Here is a 21319-nt window from a genome sequence, read left to right on the forward strand (position 1 = left end):
AGATCCAGATGACGGGACACTTCACGAGCTACAAAATTCGGACGAAACACCGAGCTGACGACAATTCATTATTCCGACGTTGACAACAAGCGACCTTCGTTGGGAGAGTTCAATACAGCGGATCGAATACCGCAAAGAGGAGGATGCTCTTGTCCAGAGAAGCGCAAGTGGAACAGCGCCGCGCGCCGGGGGTTGACCAGCCGCGCGAGACCCTCACCGCGGCGGAATTGCGCGCCGAGGGCGTCCATCTGGCCGACTTTCCCGGCTCCACCGCTGATGATTTCCGCCGCTATCCAGTGCTTTCCGAAGGCGGTTGGTTCATGGTCATCAAGCATCAGCGCACCCTGCGGTCGGTCAGCCGCAAACCTTGGCGTTTACTCGGCCCGGTGGCGTTGCTGTCGGAAGGGCTCGTGCTCGATTGAGACCGCCTGTCCAACCCTGATCCAAAACGGAGGATCCCACCGATGATGATTGGTGTCGATGTCGGCGGCACGTTCACCGACGTGGTGGCGATTTCCGAGGGTGTAATCCGTACCGTCAAGGTCGCGACCGATACGACGGACACCGAACGCAGCGTGATCGAGGGTGCGACCGAGGCAGGCCTGCGCGAGGCGGAAGTGTTCAACCATGCAAGCACGCATGGGTTGAACGCGGTGATAACTCGCCGACTGCCAAAGATCGCCTTCCTCACGACGATCGGCCATCGCGACATCCTGGACGCCGGGCGGGTTTGGCGCCCGCAGGCCGACCTGACTAATCCGCACTGGCGACGCTCCTTCGGGGATGCGGCGCGGCCTCTCGTGCCGCGCTATTTGCGCCGCGGCGTCCATGAACGCATCACTGCGACCGGCGAGGTTCTTCTGCCGCTCGATGCCGAGCAAGCGCGCACGCAGCTCGCTGTGCTGAAAAAGTGCGGGGTCGAGGGCGTCGCGATCTGCCTGCTCAACGCTTACGTCAACCATAGGCACGAGGAGCAGTTGCGCGATCTCGTACGCGAGGTGCTCGGGCCCGTGGCGTGCTCGATCTCCAGCGAGGTCTCGCCGCTTGCGAAGGAGTTCGCCCGCGCCTCGACCACGGTCATAGACGTGCTGATGCAACTCATCTATGGCGCATACACCAAACGCCTCGATGCCGGATTGCGGGAGCGAGGGTTTCGCGGTGATCTCAACTATGCCAACTGCGCCGCCCAGCTCGTGGGCGCGGATGTGGCGATGCAGCGGCCGTTCGAGATCGTATTCGCCGGGCCGGCCGCGGGCACGGTTGCGAGCGCCCATTTCGGCGGCATGATCGGCGCCGGCAAGCTGCTGTGCTGCGATGTGGGCGGCACCTCCTGCGACATCAGCCTGGTCACCGACCACAAGCCGTTCGTGAACACCACCTTCCAACTCGAGCACGATCTCGTTGTGAATGCGCTGTCGAACGAGATTTCATCCATTGGCGCAGGCGGCGGCAGCCTGGTCACGATCAGCCCGGTGGGTGAGTTGCAGGTTGGGCCCGGCAGCGCGGGGGCGAATCCGGGGCCGGCCTGCTATGGCAAAGGCGGCACTCAGCCGACCACCACTGATACCTGCCTGATGATGGGGATTATCGATCCCGACGGCTTCGCAGGCGGGCGGATGAAGCTCGACAAGACGCTTTCGAGCCGCGCCTTCGGGGCGCTCGACACGAGGCTCTCGCTCGCCGATCGGATCAGCTATGCCTTCAATGTGGCAGTGAACAACGTCGCCGAGGGGCTCACGGGCATCGCTGTGCGGCACGGCATCGACCCGCGTGATTACAGTCTCGTCGCCTTTGGTGCGGCAGGGCCGATGCTGCTGCCGGCGGTGCTCGATCTCGTTCATGTCGCCGAAGTAATCGTGCCGCCGCATCCCGGCCTGTTCTCCGCGCTCGGCCTCGTTAGCTCCGAGCAGACCTACGGCGACAGCCGCAGCGCGTATACGACCCTTACGCCCGAAGCGGCGCCTGCGATCGATGCGGTGCTGCGCGAAATGGAGGAGCGGATGCGTGACCGTTTAAAGCAAAAGCATCCCGACCTGAGGTTCGAGCGTCGGTTTGATGGCAGGCTCGTCGGGCAGACCTGGGAGACCCCCTTCATTCCTATCCCCAGAGGGCCGATCACCGCGGAGGCGGTGCAAACGATGATCGACAATTTCCACGTGGTGTACAAGGCGCGCTCTGGCAACTCGTTCCCCATGCTGCCGGTGCAGGGTGTCACGTACCGGGTCGAGGCCACTATCCCGACCTCCAAGGTGGAGTATCCGAAGGTCGGCGCGCGTACGGGGGGCAAGCCAGAGCCTGCGCGCCACATCATGATCGATTACCTCACCGAGGCTCCGGTCGAGAGCCCTGAGTATCAACGCGCGGATCTCCGCGAGGGAGACGAAATCGCCGGTCCGGCGGTGGTCCGCGAGCCGCTATCGACGACTTTCATGCTTCCTGGCCAGACGTTAAAGGTCGGCGAGTACGGCGAACTCCGGATCCGGAGATCATGATGATGGATGCCATCACCAACCCCGAGATTGGCTCGACCGAGACGGTCAATCTGCGCGCCCTGGACGACGCTGGCTTCACAGCGCGCTATGGCGCAGACCGCTTCACGACCTCGGTAGTGGCGAGCCGTATGCGCTACGTCGTGCAGCACATGAGCGTCGGGCTGCTCAACAACGCCTTCTCACTCATCCTGCGCGACTGGTACGACTTTGCCGCGGTGATCTCCGGGCCGCCCGAAATGAACTACCCGATGAGCACGGTGAGTGACAGCCTGCTGTTGTTCATGGGCACCATGGGCGAGGGGGTGCGCAACACGGTCGAGGAAATCGGCCCCAGCGAACTTCGGCCCGGGGACGTTATCGTCACCAACGATCCCTATCGCGGGGGCAACCACGTCAACGACGTGAGCTTCATCCGCCCAGTGTTCCACCAGGGCCGGATCGTCGCCTTCGTGACCATGCGCGCGCACCAGCTGGATATGGGCGGCAGCGTGCCCGCGGGGTTCAGTGGCAGCAAGCGCAACGTCTACGAGACCGGGCTGGTGATTCCGCCTACTTTCCTGTATCGGAACGACAAGCCGGTCGCCTCCAGCTTCCACCTGATCTTTGATAACGCACGGTTTGCCGCCCTTCTGCTGCCTGACATCAAGTCGCTCTACCAGAGCCTGATGCTCGGCGAACGGCTCCTGCTGGAAAGCATAGAGCGTTACGGCGTGGACGCCTTTCTTGGTGCGATGCGCTACAACTGCGATGTTTCAGCCGATGCGATGCGCGAGGCGATTCGCACCAGGATCCCCGATGGCGTGTATGAGGCAGAGGACGGCTTCGATGCTGACGGCGTGGACGACTCCATCGAATACCGGCTCAAACTCAAGCTTACAAAACACGGCGAGAATATTGAGATCGACCTGAGCGGCACTTCGGTGCAGGCGAGGAGCAGCGTCAATTGCGGGCCGCTCGACGTCAAGGCGGCGGTGGGCGTCGCGCTCAAAATGCTGATCGAGCAGAAGGCGCCGTACTCATCGGGCTGTTATCGCAACATCGACCTTGTCATCCCACCCGGCACATTTTGCAGCGCCACCCCGCCGGACGGGCCCATATTCCTGTATTGGGAGAGCTCCGGCCCTGTGCTGCTCGCGCTGTTCCGCGCGCTGTCGAACGCACTGGGTGAGGACGCGGTGGGCGGCGATTACGGCTCGCTGATGATCCACAATGGTAACGGTGTGAAGGACGGTATCCCCTGGGTCACGGTCGCTCAGTGCGGCGGCGAGCATGGGCCGTGGAGCGGCACCAAGGTTGCCGACGGTGACAGCTACACGGTGTTCCAACTCGCCAACAATATCGATCCGGCGACCGAGGCGATCGAGAGCGACATTCCGGTCGTGGTCATGCGCAAGGAGTACGCCGTCGACACGGCGGGGCCGGGTGCCAACCGAGGCGGGGCGGCGGTGTTGAAGGACACGTTCTGGCTTACCGACGCCGAGCACTGGTCGATGCCGCTGCACACCAAGTCGCCCACCGGAATGGGCGTCTACGGCGGCCGCGACGGCACGGCGCAGGCGACCTGGATGTTCAGTCCCGACGCGTTCGACAGCGCTCGCGAGGGCAGGCTGCTTCCGACCAGCCCAGACATCTACGCCCGCTCAACGCCAGTGGGCGGGGTGCTGCACCCGGAAACCAAGCAGATCGATCCGGTCAACGGGAAGTATTTCTATTTTGCCTCGACGCCGATCCGGAAGACCACGCCGCACACCACGTTTCGCTACCAAACCGGTGGCGGTGGTGGCTGGGGCAACCCGCTGACGCGGGATCCCGAGCGGGTCAAGCGCGATGTGCGCGACGAGTATGTGTCGATTGAAGGCGCGTTGCGCGACTACGGCGTGGCGGTACGCGGCGATCCGGTCAATGACCCGGAGGGCCTGATGGTCGATGCCGAGGCGACGCGGCAACGGCGGGAAAAGATGCGCAAAGAAAGGGGCCGGACGGTGTCATAGGCGTTGCTGCATGGCTATGCCTGCGGCTACGCTTCTTCAGTATGCCGTTCGGGTTATTTGACCTTAACGCGGACTGATATACCAAGGCTGGTTGGTTGGTCACATTACAGCCGATTTTTGCTTCGGTCATGCGACCAGCCCGCGGAAAGTGGGGGACCGGGCCAAGCCTGCGGGCGCACAACCCGGCATCGCTTCCTGAATCGTTGCGGCGGGCTCACACAAATCTCGAGGCGGGCTCACACAAATCTCGAATCGAATTCAACCGCGCCGGGGCAAGCCAACAATTCAGCCTTGCCCGGAGTTTTGCTCCTGTCACATCGATGGTCGGACGGCCCTGTTCGATTTCCCTGGCGTCCCGTACGGGGTTCGAACCCGTGTTACCGCCGTGAAAGGGCGGTGTCCTAGGCCTCTAGACGAACGGGACAAGGCTGGCGCAAACCGAGACTTCCGCTACGCCGCCGCTGGGTAGCGGACCCATTCCCACCGGTCAAGCGCTGTCGGCAACCCGCGGCTCATGCCGGGGCCGCGTCCAGAACAACGAAGCACGCAGCGGCCGAACCGTTCCATTCCTCGGCCCGCAGGTGCCCGGCCAGGTGCAGCGGCACGCCCCCGTCGCGCGCCAGCAACGCCTCGGCCACCGCGCCCTCGCCGGCCCGGAACATCATCGCCTTCAGACGCGGCCCGTCAGCCTCGCCCTGCACGAAGGCGCGGATCGTATTGGCCTCACGCCCAACCCGGTCGGCCCGCACCACTCGCGCGCGATGCAGCAGCAGAATCGGTTCCTCATTGCCGGCGCCGAACGGTGCCAGGCGTTCCAACTGGGCCGCCAACTCGGCCGTGGCGCCGGGCACCGCAAGCGTACCCTCGACCATCAGGTCGGCGGCGCTCGGCATGGCGGACGCCGCCGAGAGCCGTTCGTCCAGAAACCCGTGCAGCGCCGCCAACCGATCCGCCAGCACGGAAAATCCGGCGGCCATGGCATGCCCGCCGCCGGTGACCAGCAGCCCCGCCTGACGCGCCGCGATCATCGCCGCCCCCAGATCGATGCCGGCGATGGACCGGCCGGACCCGCGGCCCAACCCGTCGCTGAATCCAGCAACACAGGCCGGGCGGTTGAACCGCTGCTTGATGCGCCCGGCGACGATCCCGACCACCCCGGGATGCCAGCCGTGGCCGCTTACCAGCACCACCGCCCGGCCGGCCGCGACCTGCGCCTCGGCCGCCGCCATCGCCGCCTGCATGATGCCGGCTTCGACGTCCTGGCGCATCCGGTTCACCGCCTCCAGCCGTTCGGCCAGAACCGTCGCCTCGATCGGGTCGCCGCACAGCAGCAGGCGCAGACCAAGGTCGGCCTCGCTGATGCGGCCGCCGGCGTTGATCCGGGGACCCAGTGCGTAGCCGCAGGTGGCCGCCGTCAACCGATCGCGTGCCTGCGTCACCTGCAACAGCGCGGTGATGCCCGGGCGCGACCGGCGCGCCATCACCTTCAGCCCCTGACAGACGAACGCGCGGTTGACGCCGGTCAGCGGCATCACGTCACACACCGTGGCCAGCGCCACCAGATCCAGCAACCCGATCAGGTCGGGCTCCGTCCGGCCGGCGAAGAAACCCAGCCGACGCAGCGCCCGTACCGTCGCGATCGCGGTCAGGAAGACGACCCCCGCGGCGCACAGATGGCCCAGACCCGAGGCGCAATCGACCCGGTTCGGATTGACCGTCGCCAGGATCGGCGGCGGCGTCCCCTCGGGCTTGTGGTGGTCCAGCACGATGACGTCGGCCTGCCCGGCGATGGCCGACAGCGCCACCCCGGCGGCAGTGCCGCAATCGACGCAGACGACCAGACCGGCGCCGCGGGCGACCAGCGACGCCAAAGCCGGCGTGTTCGGACCGTAGCCCTCCTTGATCCGGTCCGGCACGTGGTGCAGCACCTCACACCCCAGGTCGCGCAGCAAGCCGACCATCAACGCCGCGCTGCACGCGCCATCGACGTCGTAGTCGCCATACACCGCCACGGTCTCACCGCGGCGCACCGCATCGGCGATCCGGTCGGCGGCGATGTCCATGTCGGTGACCAGCGACGGATCGGGCAGCAGCACCCGCAGCGTCGGTTGCAGGAAGTCGGCGGCATCGTCGATCCCGATGCCGCGGGCGGCAAGCAAGCGGCTGACGATTTCGGGCAGCATCAGCCGCTGGGCAATGGCGGCGGCGACCCGGTCCTCGCCGCCTCGCCACAACCAGCGGCGCCCGGACAGGCTGCTGCTGACGCCAAGCACCGTGTTCTCCACCGTCAGCATCCGTCAGCACCGGCATCACGGCAGGGCAGGTGGGGCCCTGGCGGAGTCGGGATAGCGCCGACCAGGCACCGCCTTACTCGTGTGCTGTCCCAGAAGCTCGCCGCACTTTGCGGCGGACGCGGGCAATCAGCAGGCCATTGAAAAGGCCCGCCTAGTATCCGATCGCAGAGAAGCGCGAGACGCGAAGCGTCCGCGATTTGGTGCGCGAATCGAATACTCAAACAAATAGCGACGTATCGCGCTTCACTGATGCGCGATACTAGCGCAGCGGTTCCGGCCGCGCCTTTTGGCGCAGTTCCCAGGAAACGCCGCACTAGGTCGGCGTCCAGGTCTTCTGCACGAAGTTGTGGTGCGCCTCGATATAACGAACGGTGCCGGAATGACTGCGCATCACGATGGAATGGGTGATCGCGCCGCCCAGGCTGCGTTTGACGCCGCGCAACATCGCCCCTCCGGTCACCCCGGTGGCCGCGAACATGACATCGCCCTTGGCCATCTCCTCGCACGAAAAGCAGCGCTTCGGATCGGCATGCCCCATGCCGCGCACCCGCTCGATCTGATCGTCCGACTCGTATAGCAGCCGGCCCTGCATCTGGCCGCCGACGCAACGCAGCGCTGCCGCCGCCAACACCCCCTCGGGCGCGCCGCCGGAACCCAGATAGATATCGATCTGGGAATCAGGCATCGCGGTGGCGATCACCCCGGCAACGTCGCCGTCGCTGATCAGCATCACCCGGGCGCCGGCTTCGCGGCAATGCGCGATCAGGTCGTGGTGGCGCTCGCGATCCAGGATGCAGGCCACCAGGTCGGAAACGTCGCAGTGTTTCGCCCGAGCCAGATCACGCAGGTTTTGCGCCACCGGGGCGTCGAGGTTGACGATCCCCGCCGGCAGCCCGGCGCCGACGGCGATCTTGTCCATGTAGATATCGGGTGCGTGCAGGAAATTGCCGCTTTCGGCCAACGCCAGCGTGGCGATCGCGTTCGGGCCGGCCTTGGCGGTCAGGGTGGTGCCCTCCAGCGGATCGACTGCGATGTCCATCGACGGGCCGCCGGCGCCGACCTTCTCGCCGATGAACAGCATCGGCGCTTCATCCATCTCACCCTCGCCGATCACCACGGTGCCATCGATCGCCACCGCGTCGAACGCCTTGCGCATGGCCTCGACCGCCGCGCCGTCAGCCTCGTTCTTCTTGCCGAGGCCGATCCAGCGCGACGCCGCGATCGCCGCCGCTTCGGTGACCCGGATCAGTTCCAGCGCCAGGTTGCGGTCGGTCATCATCGCGGTGGCAAGCTTGTCGTGGTCGGCCATCGGCTTTAGCTCCTGTCGGGCGCGATTCGAGTCTGCCTCAGTCTAGCACGGACCACGCGGCGACACAGCGGCGGACATGCACCACGTGAACCATCCGCCCGGTTCTCGGCATGATCGTGGTAGAAACCGGAAATAAGGCGATTAAAGGATGCTTTCGTCGGTTCATGCCGGTAAATCTGGTGCTCGATCACCCGGCTTCTACCGAATTATGCAAGATCGGAGCGATCGTGACTTTCGCGCGACAATTGCATGTGTGCTATGATCGTCACGATGCTGCACGGCGGCTTTCCTGTTGCAGCCGCGTGGGTTTGGCTGGGTAGCGCAGTGCGTCCACCATGATCGCAAACGCCGCTGACGGTTGCCGGCGGCTCGGATAGTAAAGGTGATAGCCGGTGAAGGGTGTGCACCAGGGGGTAAGCACACGGACAAGTTCGCCGCGATCGAGGTGTTTTTGCACTTGCTGTTCTGGCAGATGTGCCAACCCAAGTCCGCACACCGCCGCGTTGCGGATCAGAGTGGTGCTGTTGAACACCAATTGTCCGTCGACGCGCACCCGAAGTTCGCGCCCGCCTTTGCCGAACTCCCAGGCATACAGGCCGTGGGCCGGGAGGCGGAGATTGATACAGTCGTGGACAGTCAGATCCTGGGGTATCCTGGGCGCCGGGTGTTTCGCGAAGTAGCTCGGGGAACCCACGACCGCCATGCGTATGTCGGGTCCGATGCGGACCGCGATCATGTCCCGCCCCACCTGACCGCCGAACCGAATCCCGGCATCGCATCGGTCCGCCACCACGTCGGTTAGGCCATAATCAATGACGATCTCAACCTTGATATCCGGGTAATTCGGCAAAAGCGTCTCAAGCGCGGGCCAGAGCACCGCTTCGGCCGCGTTCTCCGTGCATGTCACGCGAATAGTGCCGGCCGGCTTGTCTTTCAGTTCGCCCAACGCGGCCAGCTCGGCGCTGATTTCCTCCAACCGAGGGCGCACGGTCCGCAGCAGGCGGTCACCGGCCTCGGTCAGTGCCACGCTGCGGGTCGTGCGGGCCAGCAGCCGAATGCCCACCATTGCTTCAAGGCCGCGGATCGTCTGGCTAAGGGCCGACTGCGACACGCCAAGCTTTGCCGCCGCTCGGGTGAAACTCTGTTCCTCCGCGACCGCTATGAAGGCCGCCAGATCGTCGAGCCTCGCTCCGGACATTCATAATTCCTGCTTATAGGTCCATGCGGATAATACTCGCTTATCAGGCCCGCGCCGGCAACTAAATTAACCGCCTGTTGGATCAGTCATATCAGGACCGCGAAGTATGAACGCAGATGCTGGCCGTATTCGATCGGCGCCGGATGAAGGTTGCGCAAGCGTGTCCGCCACCGTTTCTTCGGCGCCGGCGGGTGCTTCGGTGGTTATCGCGCTGCTGCCGATCATGGCCGCCGTATCGATTGCCTTCCTGATCATCGGCATCGCATTGCCGGTTCTGCCACTGCACGTGCATCAGGACCTTGGCCTGAGCACTTTCACGGTGGGCTTGGTTGCCGGCAGTCAGTTCGTGGCCTCGCTCATGTCCCGCGTATGGGCGGGCAATTACGCGGACAGCCGAGGCGCCAAACGCGCGGTCGTCGCCGGCCTGTTGACGGCAGTGGTTGGCGGCCTGCTTTATCTCACATCACTCCAGTTCCTCGATCTGCCGAGGCTTTCGGTCACCATTCTTCTGCTTGGCCGCGCCGTCCTCGGCATGGCCGAGAGCTTGATCATCACCGGCGCGGTTAGCTGGGGACTAACACTCCTCGCTCCGGCAAACGCCGGACGCGTCATCGCCTGGATAGGGATGGCCATGTTCGCCGCGCTTGCCGTGGGAGCGCCTATAGGGAGCGCACTTTATCAGGCCGGTGGGTTCAAGGCGATCGCGATCGTGACAGCCCTGGTTCCATTCGCGGCGATACTGTTTGTGGCTCCGCTAGCTTGCAGCCCTCCGCAACGTGGTAAGCGTCCAGCACTTCTCAAAGTTGCTGCCCTGGTCTGGATGCCAGGTTTCGGTTCGGCACTCAGCAGCATCGGCTTTGGCGTGATGATCGCCTTCAGTTCGCTGTTGTCGATAGAACGCCAATGGCACCCGATTTGGCTGTTATTCAGCATCTTCTCGGGCTCCCTGGTCATCGCTCGTTTGCTCTTGGGTCAAATACCCGACAAATTTGGCGGAGCCAGGGTTGCGCTGGTCTCCGTGGTGATCGAGGCTGGCGGATTGGCACTCATTTGGTTGGTGCCCGGCCAGACCATGGGTGCCGTGGGGGCAATCCTCACCGGCTTCGGATTTGCGCTGGTCTATCCCGGCCTGGGTGTCGAAGCCGTCCGCCGCACACCGCCACAGAGCCGCGGCCTCGCCATGGGGGCTTACACGGCGTTCCTCGACGTGGCGCTCGGGCTTGGCAGTCCCGCGCTGGGCTTGATTGCGGGGTGGGCGGGCCTGGACTCGGTGTTCCTCGCAGCGGCATTGATCGTCCTGGGCGCGGCCTTTATCGCGATTCGGCTGCTGCATGAAACGCCGAGCGGGATTGCAGGATGATCCTTGATTTCGCGCGACCGCGGTGTGAAACAACGCCTGCCGCGTCGACTCCGCAGTCCCGCAGCCAAACCGCCAAACGCAGGCAATCCACGATCAGCAATCACCGCCTCGGCAACGTCGCCTCTTTGGCTGAGGATGCCCTGGTCGGCCTGGCTTTGTCAGCTCCAGCCTTGGTCGAGCCAGACTTGGCTGGCTGCTTCTTACCCGCCGCCGCCGTCACCGCCGCACCGGTCCCAGCCCCACCAGTGCCGGCCCCACCGGTCCCCGCCACTGCCTTGCCTGACCCAGCCGCGTCCCGCCGAGGTGCCGCCGCCTCTCGGCGCAGCCGATGCTCGCCCAGGAACAACAGGATCGGCGCGGCGATGAAAATCGACGACGACGTGCCAACGACGATGCCGAACAGCATCACCCAGGCAAACCCCGAGATCGACTCGCCACCGAACAACGCCAGCGGCAGGCTGGCCAGGAACACCGTCATCGACGTGCCAAGCGTGCGGTTCAGCGTCTCGTTGATCGACAGATCGATCAGTTCGCGCAGCGGCATCAACTTGTACTTGCGCAGATTTTCCCGCACCCGGTCGTAAACCACCACCTTGTCGTTGGTCGAATAGCCCAGCACCGTCAGGATCGCCGCCACCATCACCAGGTCGAACTGGATGCGGGTCAACGCCAGGAAACCGATCGCCTTGGTGATGTCCAGTATCAACGTGACCACCGCGCCGACGGCAAACTGCCACTCGAAGCGAAACCAGATATACACCAGGATCATCAGCAGGCTGATGCCCAGCGCCATCAGGCCGTTGCGGAACAGTTCGGCCGATACGCTGGCACCCACCGCATCGACCCGCTGCACCGTCGCCCCTGGAACGCCCTTTTGCAACGCCGCGCGCACCCGCGTCGCCGCCGCCTGAGTACCCTGCTCGGAGGACTGCTCCCCCAGCCTGATCAGAACCTCGGACGCGCCACCGAAGCGCTGCACGCCTTGGTCGGGAATGTGCTCGGCGTTCAGCGCGGCCCGGATCTGGGTGAAGTCAGCCGGACCCTGGGTGCGCACCTCCATCACCACGCCACCCGAGAAGTCGATGCCCAGGTTAAGCCCCGGGTAGAAAAACATGATCACCGATGCGGTGGACAGGATCGCCGAAACGATCAGCCCCATATAGCGGCCGCGCATGAACCGGATACGGGTGTTGTCGGGAACCAGGCGGAAGCGGGGTTTGATGAACATCGGCGGAGACCTTAGAGCATGATCGCGCGTAGCGGAACGTTCAAAGCGCGTGAATCATGCGACAATACAAAGCGCTAGAGGGATTCCAGGCTGACACTCAGCCTGGAATCCCTCTAGTGTCCTGCCCCATACGTTCGCCGCACTTTGCGGCGGACGTATGGGATCGGCAGGCCACTGAAAACAAAGAGCTAGTGTCGCGAAACTGATGTTCGCCTGATATGGCGAACTTCGGACTCGTGACACTAGACCGGCAGCAGCTTGGGCCGCGTGGCGACATACCAGCGCGACACCAGAAGCCGGGTCAGCATCCAGGCGGTGAACAGCGATGTGGCGATGCCCACGGTAATCGTCACGGCGAAGCCACGCACCGGGCCCGACCCGAACACGAACAGCATGACGTGGGCCAGAAACGCCGTGGCATTGCTGTCGAAGATCGTGCTGTAGGCGCGCTTGAAGCCATGCTCCAGCGCGGCCAGTGGCGGACGGCCCAGCCTCTGTTCCTCGCGGATGCGTTCATTGATCAGGATGTTGGCATCCACCGCCATGCCCAGCGTCAGCAGGATGCCGGCCATCCCGGGCAACGTCAGGGTGGCCTGCAGCAGCGACATGATGCCCAGCATCAGCAACAGGTTGATCACCAGCGCCAGGTTGGCGAACCAGCCGAACAGGCCATAGAACACCGCCATGAAAACGATCACCAGCACGAACCCGGCGGCCAGCGAAATCGCCCCGGCGCGGATGCTGTCGGCGCCCAGTTCGGGGCCCACAGAGCGTTCCTCCACCACGGTCAGCGGCGCCGGCAGCGCACCGGCCCGCAGCAGCACCGCCAGGTCACTGGCCGACTGCGCATTGAACGACCCGCTGATCTGACCGCGCCCGCCGGTGATCGCCTCGCGGATGACCGGCGCCGAGATCACCTTGTCGTCCAGCACGATGGCAAACCGGTGGTTCACATTCGCTCGGCTGACATCGGCGAAGCGCCGCGCACCCACCGAGTTGAAGGTGAAATTCACCACCCATTCACCGGTCTCGGGGCTGGTGCCGGCGCGCGCGTCGGTCAGGTCGGCGCCGTCGACGTCGACCCGCTTGCGCACCGCGATCTTCTCGTTCGGACGGTCCTGCATCTGCAGGAAGTCGTCGCCCGGCGGAGGCAGACCGCCGGCGTTCGCATTGGCGGTCTCGTCTACCAGCCGGAACGTCATGTGCGCGGTCTTGCCGATCAGCCGCTTGATGCGGTCCGGATCGCCGACGCCGGGAAGCTGCACCACGATGCGGCTTTCACCCTGGCGAGTGATCTGCGGATCCAGCACGCCGGTGTCGTCGATCCGGCGGCGCACGATCTCGATCGACTGGTCCACCGCGCCAGCCGCCCTGGCCGCCAGAGCGGTCGCCGACAAAGTCAGCGTGATCGTGCCGTTCGGATCGGACGCGATCGCCATGTCGGGCCGCCCGGTCGGTCCGTCCTGGCCGATCAGCGGCTTCAGCGCCGCCACCGCGGCGTCGGTCTTGCTGGCGTCGCGCAGCCGCAACAGCACGCGATGCTGGTCCGCCTGCGGCTCCAGCGTCTGATAGAAGATCTGTCCGCCGCGCAGCGCCTGGCGAACCCCATCGGTCAGGCTGTCCAGCCGCTCCTTCAGCACGGCGTTCATATCCACCTCCAGCAGCAGATAGCTGCCGCCGCGCAGGTCGAGCCCGAGGTGGACGGTGCGCCAAGGCAGCCAGTTGGCCGGAGCCGGAAACAGGTTGGGAACCCCGAACAGCATCCCCAGCAGACAGACGCCCAGAATGAGCGTGGTCTTCATACGGCTGAAATACATCATGGTCTGACGCGTGAGGCTCCCGGCTCATCCCGTTGGTTCGACGGCGCTGATTGAGCACCGGCTACTCGACGCCGCCGATTCAGCGCCGGTCACCCGACGCCTCCTATTCAGCGCCGGTTCCGGCGCCGCCGATTCAGCGCCGGTCACCCGGCGCCGGTGCTATGCGCCGCGCGCGCTGCCATTGTCCAGTGCGCGGTCATCGCCGGGCGGCCCAAACAATCCCAGCCGATCGATCCTGACCCGCCGCAGATCGCCCGAGCGCACCGTCACCCCGGCCCTGTCGAAGAATTCCAGGATCAGGATCGCCACCTTGCGGCCGTTATCCAGCCGATCACGGAATGACGCCGCGGTCAGCTTTCCGTCGGTGCCGGCCGCTTCGGCCGCCACGGCGGCCATCTCGGCCACCGTCTGGCGCAGGAAGAAGTGGTCCGGGGCGACCTCCACCAGCCTGCCCATCCGCGCCAGCCGCTTCAGCGTCGCCCGTACAACCGCCTCCGGCAGCTTCAGCACGATCGCCAGATCACGCACCCGGGGCGGGCGAAACCGCTCCGTCGCGATCAGCGGCCGCGCGGTGGACCATATCGTCTCGTCCTGGGCCGACAACGCGATGCGATGACCGGGCAGGCGGAACCATGGTCCGTCCTGGGCGATCGTGCCGTCGCGCAGCAATAGCTGCATGATCCCGGCGAATCCCGCCGCCGCCGGCCGCTCATTCAACGACGAACGCAGCCGTTCGACCTGCAGCCCCGGCAACTCCGGCGAGGTTCGGTGCGCCGCCGCCAGCGCCGCCACCACCGCGCCGCGCAGCCGCTCCACCGCACCGGCTGACAGCAACAGGCCACCGGCGTCGATCGCCGGCACCGACCCCACAAGGGCCGCCCGATCGGTGTCCCGCACATTGCGCCCGCGCAGGAACGACGCCGCATCCGTCCAGCCCGGCGCGACCGCCAGCACGGCGCGCAGTGCCTGGGCCGGATCGGGCGCGTCCAGCGCCCGCACCTGCGCCAGCCGCGCCGGAGACCGCCGTCCGCGCCGCGGCGGAAACGGATCCAGCACCACGCCGCCGCCGATCGTGCTGGTGGCGCCGGTGTCGCGCAGCACCAGGCGGTCCCCGGCCAGCGCCCCGATCGGCTGTTGCAGGGTCAGCCGGACCAGCGCCGCCTCGGCTGGGTCCAGCCGGTCACGATCCAGCAGCGAGATCCGAGCCATCACGTGCGCCGCACCGAGATGCAGGTGCACAAACGCATCCTGGCGCAACGCCCTGGCGTTGTCCGCCAGCAGGCTGACCCGCGCATCCAGCGCGACGACCGGCGCATGGATCGCCGGATGCACCACCCAGTCGCCCCGCGCCACGACATCCTTCGACAGCCGCGCCCCGGTGATGTTCAGCGCGACTCGCTGGCCGGCCCGCGCCTCGGCGGCGGCCTTGTTCTGGGCGTGCAGCCCGCGCACTCGCAGTTCCAGCCCCGACGGCGACAACAGCAGTCGGTCCTCCACCGCGATGCGACCCGAGACCAGCGTGCCGGTCACCACCAGCCCCGCGCCCGACAGCGTGAAGGCACGGTCCACCGCCAGCCGCGGATAGCCCGCCAGGCCGCGCTTCGGCGGGTTGCAGGCCAGCAGGGCGGCCCGCAGCCGGTCCACCCCGTGGCCGGAGACCGCCGAGACCGGGATCACCGGCGCCCCCGCCAGCGGCGTCCCGGCCAGCAGCGCCCGCAGCGCGTCGCTGACCTCCTGGATGCGGTCGGTCGCGAGGTCGGACTTGGTCAGCGCCACCACGCCCTGGCCGATGCCCAGCAGCGACAGGATATGCAAATGCTCACGGGTCTGCGGGCGGATCCCCTCGGGCAGTGCCACCACCAGCAACGCGGCGTCGATGCCGCTGGCACCGGCCAGCATGGTGTGGACCAGCCGCTCATGCCCGGGCACATCGATGAAGCCAAGCTCGCCGGCATAGGCGTAGCCCAGATCGATGGTGATGCCGCGGCGCTTTTCCTCCACCAGCCGATCGGTATCGACGCCGGTCAGAGCTTTGACCAGCGCCGTCTTGCCGTGGTCCACGTGGCCGGCGGTGCCGATGATCATGAAGCGATTTCCTGGCGTCCGCGCAGCGTGTCGCTGCGGGTCCGGGAGTCAAGCGGGCGTGGGCGCGATCCCCTGGGGCGCCTCGGTTGCAAGGCTCCTGCCAGTGGGCGCGGCTACCCGCCGGTGACGCTCATGTGCCTGGCCACCGAGGGCTTGTCGTGGCGCCGATCGATGATGAAATCGTGACCCTTCGGCTTGCGCGAGATCGCCTCCCGGATCGCGTCCTCCAGTTGGTCGTCGGACGCGCCAGCCCGCAAGATCGAGCGGAAATCGGCTGAGTCCTCCTGCCCGAGGCACATGAACAGCGTGCCGGTGCAGGTCAGTCGCACGCGATTGCAGCTTTCGCAGAAATTGTGCGTCATCGGCGTGATGAAGCCGATCCGCCGGCCGGTTTCCTCGACATCGAAATAACGCGCCGGGCCACCGGTCTTGTAGTCGGTATCGCGCAGCGTCCATCGCTTTCGCAGCCGCGCCCGCACCACCGACAGGGGCAAGTACTGCTCGGTCCGGTCCCCGGTGATGTCGCCCATCGGCATGGTCTCGATCAGGCAGAGGTCGAACCCGTGCTCGCCGCACCAGGCCAGCAGCGCATCGAACTCGGTCTCGTTCACGCCCTTCATCGCCACGGCATTGATCTTCACCGCCAGCCCAGCCGCCTTGGCGGCGAAAATCCCGTCCAGGGTCTGCTCGATCCTGCCCCAGCGGGTGATCTGGCCGAAGCGCACTGGATCGAGCGTATCCAGCGACACGTTGATCCGCTTCACGCCGGACGCCGCCAGCGTCTGGGCGTGCTTCACCAGTTGCGAGCCGTTGGTGGTCAGCGTCACCTCGTCCAGCCCGTGCCCCAACCGCTCGCCCAGCTTGCCAAACAGCCGCATGACGTCGCGCCGGACCAGCGGCTCGCCGCCGGTGATGCGGATTTTCGTTGTTCCCAGCCGGATGAACGCGGCGCACAGCCGATCGAGTTCCTCCAGCGTCAGCAAATCGCGCTTCGGCAGGAAGGTCATGTCCTCCGACATGCAGTAGACGCAGCGCAGATCGCAGCGGTCGGTGACCGAGACGCGCAAATAGGTGATCGCCCGGCCGAACGGATCGATCATGCCCGAGCGGTCAAGGGTGCGGTCAAGGTTGGCATCGAGATTAGCGTCAGGCATCGGAATCAAGCATTGAGTGGACTGCCTCAAGATACTGGCATCTGGCCGTGGACTGTCGAGTCCGGGCGTGTATGCCCGACCTGCATCACTGAATTGATATGACGTTAGTTAATGATTTGCGCCGCCGCGGACCCCGGTTCAAGCCCCCCGGTCGGGAAGCGGGTGCGGAGCAGGCGGGCAGGGCAGGCGGGCGCCCCGGCGCTGGCCGGCGCGCAACCCTGGCGCCGGCGCTCAAATCGCCTCGACTTCCGGCGCCAAGCCGGTCATCCTGCCGCAAACGGCGACTCGCGGGGAAATCTCATGTCCGGCACCCACGGTGCCTTACGCCTGATCGAGCTGACCTCGGCGCATCTGTGCAGTGACCTCGGTGGCCTGGTGGGATTGCTGGACGGCAGCCGCCCGCCCGCGCCCGGCGATCCGGCCGCCGCCGCGCCGATCCAGCCGGACCGCGACACCGCCGCGCCAGCCGCGGCAAAGGCGCTGACCACCCGGCTGGAGCTGCGCCGGGCCGCCTGGGGACCGCAGGCCGGCCCCGACGGTGAGCCGCTTTCGCTGGCGCGGCTCAAGCGGATGGCCGGCGGCCTGCCCGGGCGGGTCGGGGTCGATCTTTCGGCGTTGCGCCCCGACACCGTGTTCCCGGCTGACGACGGGCGCATCGTGTTGAACCTGCTGTTGCTGGCGGCCGACAGCCTGCCGTTCGGCGGCACCATCATCGTCGCCGGTTCGGCCGACGACCTGTTCATCCGGCTCGCCGGGCCCAGCGCCGCGTGGCCGGCCGGGATCGCGGTCTGCCTCGCCGACGAGACCGAGGCGCGATCGGCGCTGACCGAACAGCGCAGCCTGCAGATGGCGCTGACCGCGCTGCTGGGTCACGCAGCCCGCGTACGACTGTCGCTCGTGCTGTCTCCGAACGTGACCAATGAACCGGCGATCCTTCGGCTGGGCGGTTAGATCGGGGCGGTTAGATCGGGGCGGTCAGATAACGCCGGCGGTCGGCTGCACGACGCGAAAATCTTGTCCGCCATTTACCTTTTGTTTGCGAAGTCCTGACAAGGATGTGCTCCCGCCCGATGTACGCGCTTAGCGTAACGGGCTCTCCAAGGGGGCCGCCGTGGACGATCTGCTTGCCGACTTTCTGACCGAGACGAATGAGAGCCTGGCTGAGCTTGACGGCGCGCTGCTGACGCTGGAACGCACGCCCGACGATGCCGAAACGCTGTCGTTCATCTTCCGGTTGGTGCACACCATCAAGGGCACCTGCGGCTTTCTCGGCCTGCCTCGGCTGGAGCGGGTGGCCCATGCCGGGGAGAATGTCCTGGGCAAGCTGCGTGACCGCACCCTGGTGGTCACCCCCGATATCGTGACCCAGGTGCTGGCCGGCATCGACTGCATCAAGGCGATCGTGGCCGCGCTCGGCGCGACCGGCGCTGAGCCGCCTGGCGACGACGCCGACCTGATCGCCGAACTGAACCTCACCGCCTCCGGCGCGCAGGCGCTCAAGGCGGGCGCCGCCCCGGCCCACGCGGAGGTCGAGCCGGTTGCGGTCGAGTTGGTCTTTGGGGCAACCGCACAGCCCGGGATTACGGCCCAGCCGCCGATCGTCACCGAGCCGCACATCGGTAGTCCCGTGGCAGCCGCCGTCGCGCCCTCGGGCGCGCAGCCCGTGACGTCGCCCTCGGGCGCGCAGCCCGTTGCCTCGCCGACCGGCGTGCAGGCCGTTGCCTCGCCGACCGGCATGCAGCCCGTAGCCGCCACGACAAGCGCACAGAACAACGCCGCCCCCGGCGGCGCCCAGACCATCCGCGTCACCGTCGACGTGCTGGAAGACCTGATGACCCTGGTCAGCGAACTTGTGCTGACCCGCAATCAGCTTCTGCAACTCGCCCGCACCCAGGAAAACAGCGACTTCACCGTGCCGCTGCAGCGCCTGTCGCACATCACCTCCGACCTCCAGGAAGGCGTGATGAAGACCCGCATGCAGCCGATCGGCCATGCCTGGAACAAGCTGCCCCGGCTGGTGCGCGACCTGTCCCACGACATGGGCAAGAAGATCGAACTGCGCATGCTGGGCGCCGAGACCGAACTTGATCGCCAGGTGCTGGAGATGATCAAGGACCCGCTGACCCACATGATCCGCAACAGCGGCGATCACGGCCTGGAAACCCCCGCCGAACGCCGCGCCGCCGGCAAGTCGGAGACCGGTACCATCGAACTGAACGCCTTCCACGAAGGCGGCTACATCATCATGGAAATCTCCGACGACGGACGCGGCCTGGCGGTCGATCGGATCCGCGCCAAGGTGCTGGCCAACGGCCTGGCCACCGAGGCCGAACTCGCCGCGATGACCGACGGCCAGATCCAGCGCTTCATCTTCCGCGCCGGATTTTCTACCGCGGCGACCGTGTCGTCGGTGTCCGGCCGCGGCGTCGGCATGGACGTGGTGAAGACCAATATCGAGAAGATCGGCGGCACCATCGAACTCAAGAGCACCGCCGGCCAGGGCACCACCTTCACCGTCAAGATCCCGCTCACCCTGGCCATCGTCTCGGCGCTGATCGTCGAAGCCGGCAAGGAACGCTTCGCCATCCCGCAACTCTCCGTGGTGGAACTGGTGCGGGCGCATCGCGATGCCGTCGCCGCCGGCAACGACGGCGCCGCCAACAGCGTGATCGAGCGGATCAACGACACCCCGGTGCTGCGGCTGCGCAACCGGCTGCTGCCGCTGGTCAGCCTGACCGAACTGCTGGCACTGGGGGTCGAGGACACTGCCGAATCGGCGGTGCACGTGGTGGTCGCCCAGGTCGGCGCCCACACCATGGGCATCATCGTCGATCGGGTGTTCGATACCGAGGAAATCGTCGTCAAGCCGGTCGCGCCCATTCTGCGCCATGTCACCATGTTCAGCGGCAACACCATCCTGGGTGACGGGTCGGTTATCATGATCCTCGACCCCAACGGCATCGCCCGCGCCAGCGGCGTCGGCGCCGGATCGGAAACCAAAATGGGGCACGCCGGCGGGGTCGATGCGCAGAGCTCGTCCGACAAGACCGCGATGCTGCTGTTCCGCGCCGGCGAAAACCGCCGCATGGGCGTACCCCTGGGGCTGGTGGCGCGGCTGGAGGACATCCCGCGTGAGAAGATCGAATTGTCCTGCGGCGCGCCGGTGATGCAATATCGCGGCAAGCTGATGCCGCTGATCGCGATCGACCCCGCCATCGATCAGCAGAAGCCGACGCAACCGCTGCTGGTGTTCGCCGAGGCCGACCGCATCATGGGTCTGATGGTCGATGAGATCATCGACGTGGTCGAGGATCGCCTCGACATCGAGCTCGCCGGCGCCCGTTCCGGACTGCTGGGAACCGCGGTCATCGGCGGCCAGGCAACCGACGTGCTGGATACCGGCTATTGGCTGATGCAGGCCTGGCAGGACTGGTTCCGCGGCGTGCCCCGCCAAGGCACGACCACGCAGCAGAAGCACATCCTGCTGATCGACGACAGCGAGTTCTTCCGCCAGTTGATGGTGCCCACGCTGGGCGCCGCGGGCTTCCGGGTCACCGCCGTCGCCAGCGCGGCCGAGGCGCTGCGCCTGCGCGACTCCGGCAGCATGTTCGACGCCATCGTGTCGGACATCGAAATGCCCGGCATGGGCGGCGTGGAGTTCGCCCGCGCGGTCCGCGCCGGCGGCGCGTGGGCGGCACTCCCGCTGTTGGCGATGACCGGCCACTCCGACCTGGAAAGCGCGCGCATTGGACGCGAAGCCGGGTTCACCGACTATGTCGCCAAATTCGAGCGTGAGGCGCTGATCGCCGGACTCCATGCCAGCCTGACGGAGATGGCCGCCGCCTGACCCGCCGGATCGAGACCTCACCGCTTCGCCAACGAAAGGATCCGCCATGGCCACCGACTTACTGGACCGGCCGCCGACAGCCGCCCCCAACCCCGCATCGGCGGCGGAAACCCAGGTCCTGGTTACCCTCACCGTCGCCGACCAGCTTTGCGGCGTCCCGGTGCTCGCGGTGCGTGATATCCTTGGTGAGCAGACGATCACCCGCATCCCGCTGGCGCCGCCCGAGATCGCCGGCAGCCTGAACCTGCGCGGGCGCATCGTCACCGCGATCGATCTGCGCCGCAGGCTGCGGTTGCCACCGGTTCCCGCCGGCCAGCCACGGATGTCGGTGGTCGCCGAACAGGGCGGCGAACTCTACGCGCTGCTGGTCGATCAGGTCTCCGAAGTGCTCAACCTGGATGCCTCGCTGTTCGAACGTAACCCGCCGACGCTGGAAAAGTGCTGGGCCGAGTTTAGCACCGGCATCTTCCGGCTGGACGGGCGGCTGCTGGTGGTGCTGGACGTGTCCAGGCTGCTCGCTCTGTCCACGGGGGAGTGATCC

General features: G+C 66.2%; 13 protein-coding genes, 1 tRNA gene and 1 pseudogene. 7 read left to right on the forward strand and 8 right to left on the reverse strand.

The features are described 5' to 3' along the window. Positions 1 to 167: 167 nt before the first annotated feature. The 3 genes from ACQY4Y_RS12805 to ACQY4Y_RS12815 are packed head-to-tail and all read left to right on the forward strand — an operon-like array spanning position 168 to position 4483. Entirely contained in the window at positions 168 to 422 is a 255-nt protein-coding gene (locus ACQY4Y_RS12805) for a hypothetical protein (protein ID WP_428491000.1), read from the forward strand. Between the two features lie 42 nt (positions 423 to 464). Then, on the forward strand, positions 465 to 2492 hold the full coding sequence (locus ACQY4Y_RS12810; RefSeq protein ID WP_428491001.1) for a hydantoinase/oxoprolinase family protein: 2028 nt from the start codon (positions 465 to 467) through the stop codon (positions 2490 to 2492). Further along, positions 2492 to 4483, forward strand: a complete 1992-nt coding sequence (locus ACQY4Y_RS12815) for a hydantoinase B/oxoprolinase family protein (protein ID WP_428491002.1) — start codon at positions 2492 to 2494, stop codon at positions 4481 to 4483. The genes ACQY4Y_RS12810 and ACQY4Y_RS12815 overlap by 1 nt, the downstream gene beginning before the upstream one ends. Positions 4484 to 4831: 348 nt before the next feature. Here the strand turns inward: ACQY4Y_RS12815 and ACQY4Y_RS12820 are convergent. The 4 genes from ACQY4Y_RS12820 to ACQY4Y_RS12835 all read right to left on the reverse strand — a co-directional run bounded on the left by ACQY4Y_RS12820 (position 4832) and on the right by ACQY4Y_RS12835 (position 9284). After that, positions 4832 to 4907: transfer RNA gene (locus ACQY4Y_RS12820), tRNA-Glu, on the reverse strand. An 88-nt stretch (positions 4908 to 4995) separates the two neighbouring features. Further along, positions 4996 to 6777 carry a single-stranded-DNA-specific exonuclease RecJ gene (gene recJ / locus ACQY4Y_RS12825; protein ID WP_428491003.1) on the reverse strand — a complete coding sequence of 594 codons (1782 nt, stop codon included), beginning with the start codon at positions 6775 to 6777 and terminating at the stop codon, positions 4996 to 4998. A gap of 313 nt (positions 6778 to 7090) precedes the next feature. After that, the gene (gene glpX, locus ACQY4Y_RS12830) at positions 7091 to 8086 is read right to left on the reverse strand and encodes a class II fructose-bisphosphatase (RefSeq protein ID WP_428491004.1); all 996 of its coding nucleotides are present in this window, start codon (positions 8084 to 8086) and stop codon (positions 7091 to 7093) included. A gap of 265 nt (positions 8087 to 8351) precedes the next feature. Beyond that, positions 8352 to 9284: a LysR family transcriptional regulator gene (locus ACQY4Y_RS12835; RefSeq protein ID WP_428491005.1), complete on the reverse strand. Its 933-nt coding sequence runs from the start codon at positions 9282 to 9284 to the stop codon at positions 8352 to 8354. Positions 9285 to 9390: 106 nt separating this feature from the next. Between ACQY4Y_RS12835 and ACQY4Y_RS12840 the strand changes: the two genes are divergently transcribed. Continuing rightward, positions 9391 to 10644 carry an arabinose transporter gene (locus ACQY4Y_RS12840; RefSeq protein ID WP_428491006.1) on the forward strand — a complete coding sequence of 418 codons (1254 nt, stop codon included), beginning with the start codon at positions 9391 to 9393 and terminating at the stop codon, positions 10642 to 10644. A gap of 304 nt (positions 10645 to 10948) precedes the next feature. Here ACQY4Y_RS12840 and secF read toward each other — a convergent pair. The 4 genes and pseudogenes from secF to moaA all read right to left on the reverse strand — a co-directional run. After that, positions 10949 to 11872 (reverse strand): annotated as a pseudogene (secF, locus tag ACQY4Y_RS12845) (protein translocase subunit SecF); the annotation flags it as partial. Between the two features lie 242 nt (positions 11873 to 12114). After that, positions 12115 to 13692 carry a protein translocase subunit SecD gene (secD, locus tag ACQY4Y_RS12850; protein ID WP_428491007.1) on the reverse strand — a complete coding sequence of 526 codons (1578 nt, stop codon included), beginning with the start codon at positions 13690 to 13692 and terminating at the stop codon, positions 12115 to 12117. 159 nt (positions 13693 to 13851) lie between these two features. Next, positions 13852 to 15777, reverse strand: a complete 1926-nt coding sequence (gene selB, locus ACQY4Y_RS12855) for a selenocysteine-specific translation elongation factor (protein ID WP_428491008.1) — start codon at positions 15775 to 15777, stop codon at positions 13852 to 13854. 113 nt (positions 15778 to 15890) lie between these two features. Then, positions 15891 to 16877, reverse strand: coding sequence for a GTP 3',8-cyclase MoaA (gene moaA / locus ACQY4Y_RS12860; protein WP_428493632.1), 987 nt, complete (start codon positions 16875 to 16877; stop codon positions 15891 to 15893). A 354-nt stretch (positions 16878 to 17231) separates the two neighbouring features. On the opposite strand from moaA, the gene ACQY4Y_RS12865 reads away from it, so the two are divergent. From ACQY4Y_RS12865 to ACQY4Y_RS12875, 3 genes are all read left to right on the forward strand, one after another. After that, complete coding sequence (locus ACQY4Y_RS12865; RefSeq protein ID WP_428491009.1) at positions 17232 to 17882, forward strand: histidine phosphotransferase family protein; 651 nt, start codon at positions 17232 to 17234, stop codon at positions 17880 to 17882. Positions 17883 to 18042: 160 nt separating this feature from the next. Next, the gene (locus tag ACQY4Y_RS12870) at positions 18043 to 20778 is read left to right on the forward strand and encodes a chemotaxis protein CheW (RefSeq protein WP_428491010.1); all 2736 of its coding nucleotides are present in this window, start codon (positions 18043 to 18045) and stop codon (positions 20776 to 20778) included. 46 nt (positions 20779 to 20824) lie between these two features. Next, positions 20825 to 21316 (forward strand): chemotaxis protein CheW, encoded by a 492-nt coding sequence (locus tag ACQY4Y_RS12875; protein ID WP_428491011.1) that lies wholly within the window; start codon positions 20825 to 20827, stop codon positions 21314 to 21316. Positions 21317 to 21319 lie beyond the last annotated feature (3 nt).

Source organism: Rhodopila sp., assembly GCF_965277165.1.
GTDB lineage: Bacteria > Pseudomonadota > Alphaproteobacteria > Acetobacterales > Acetobacteraceae > Rhodopila.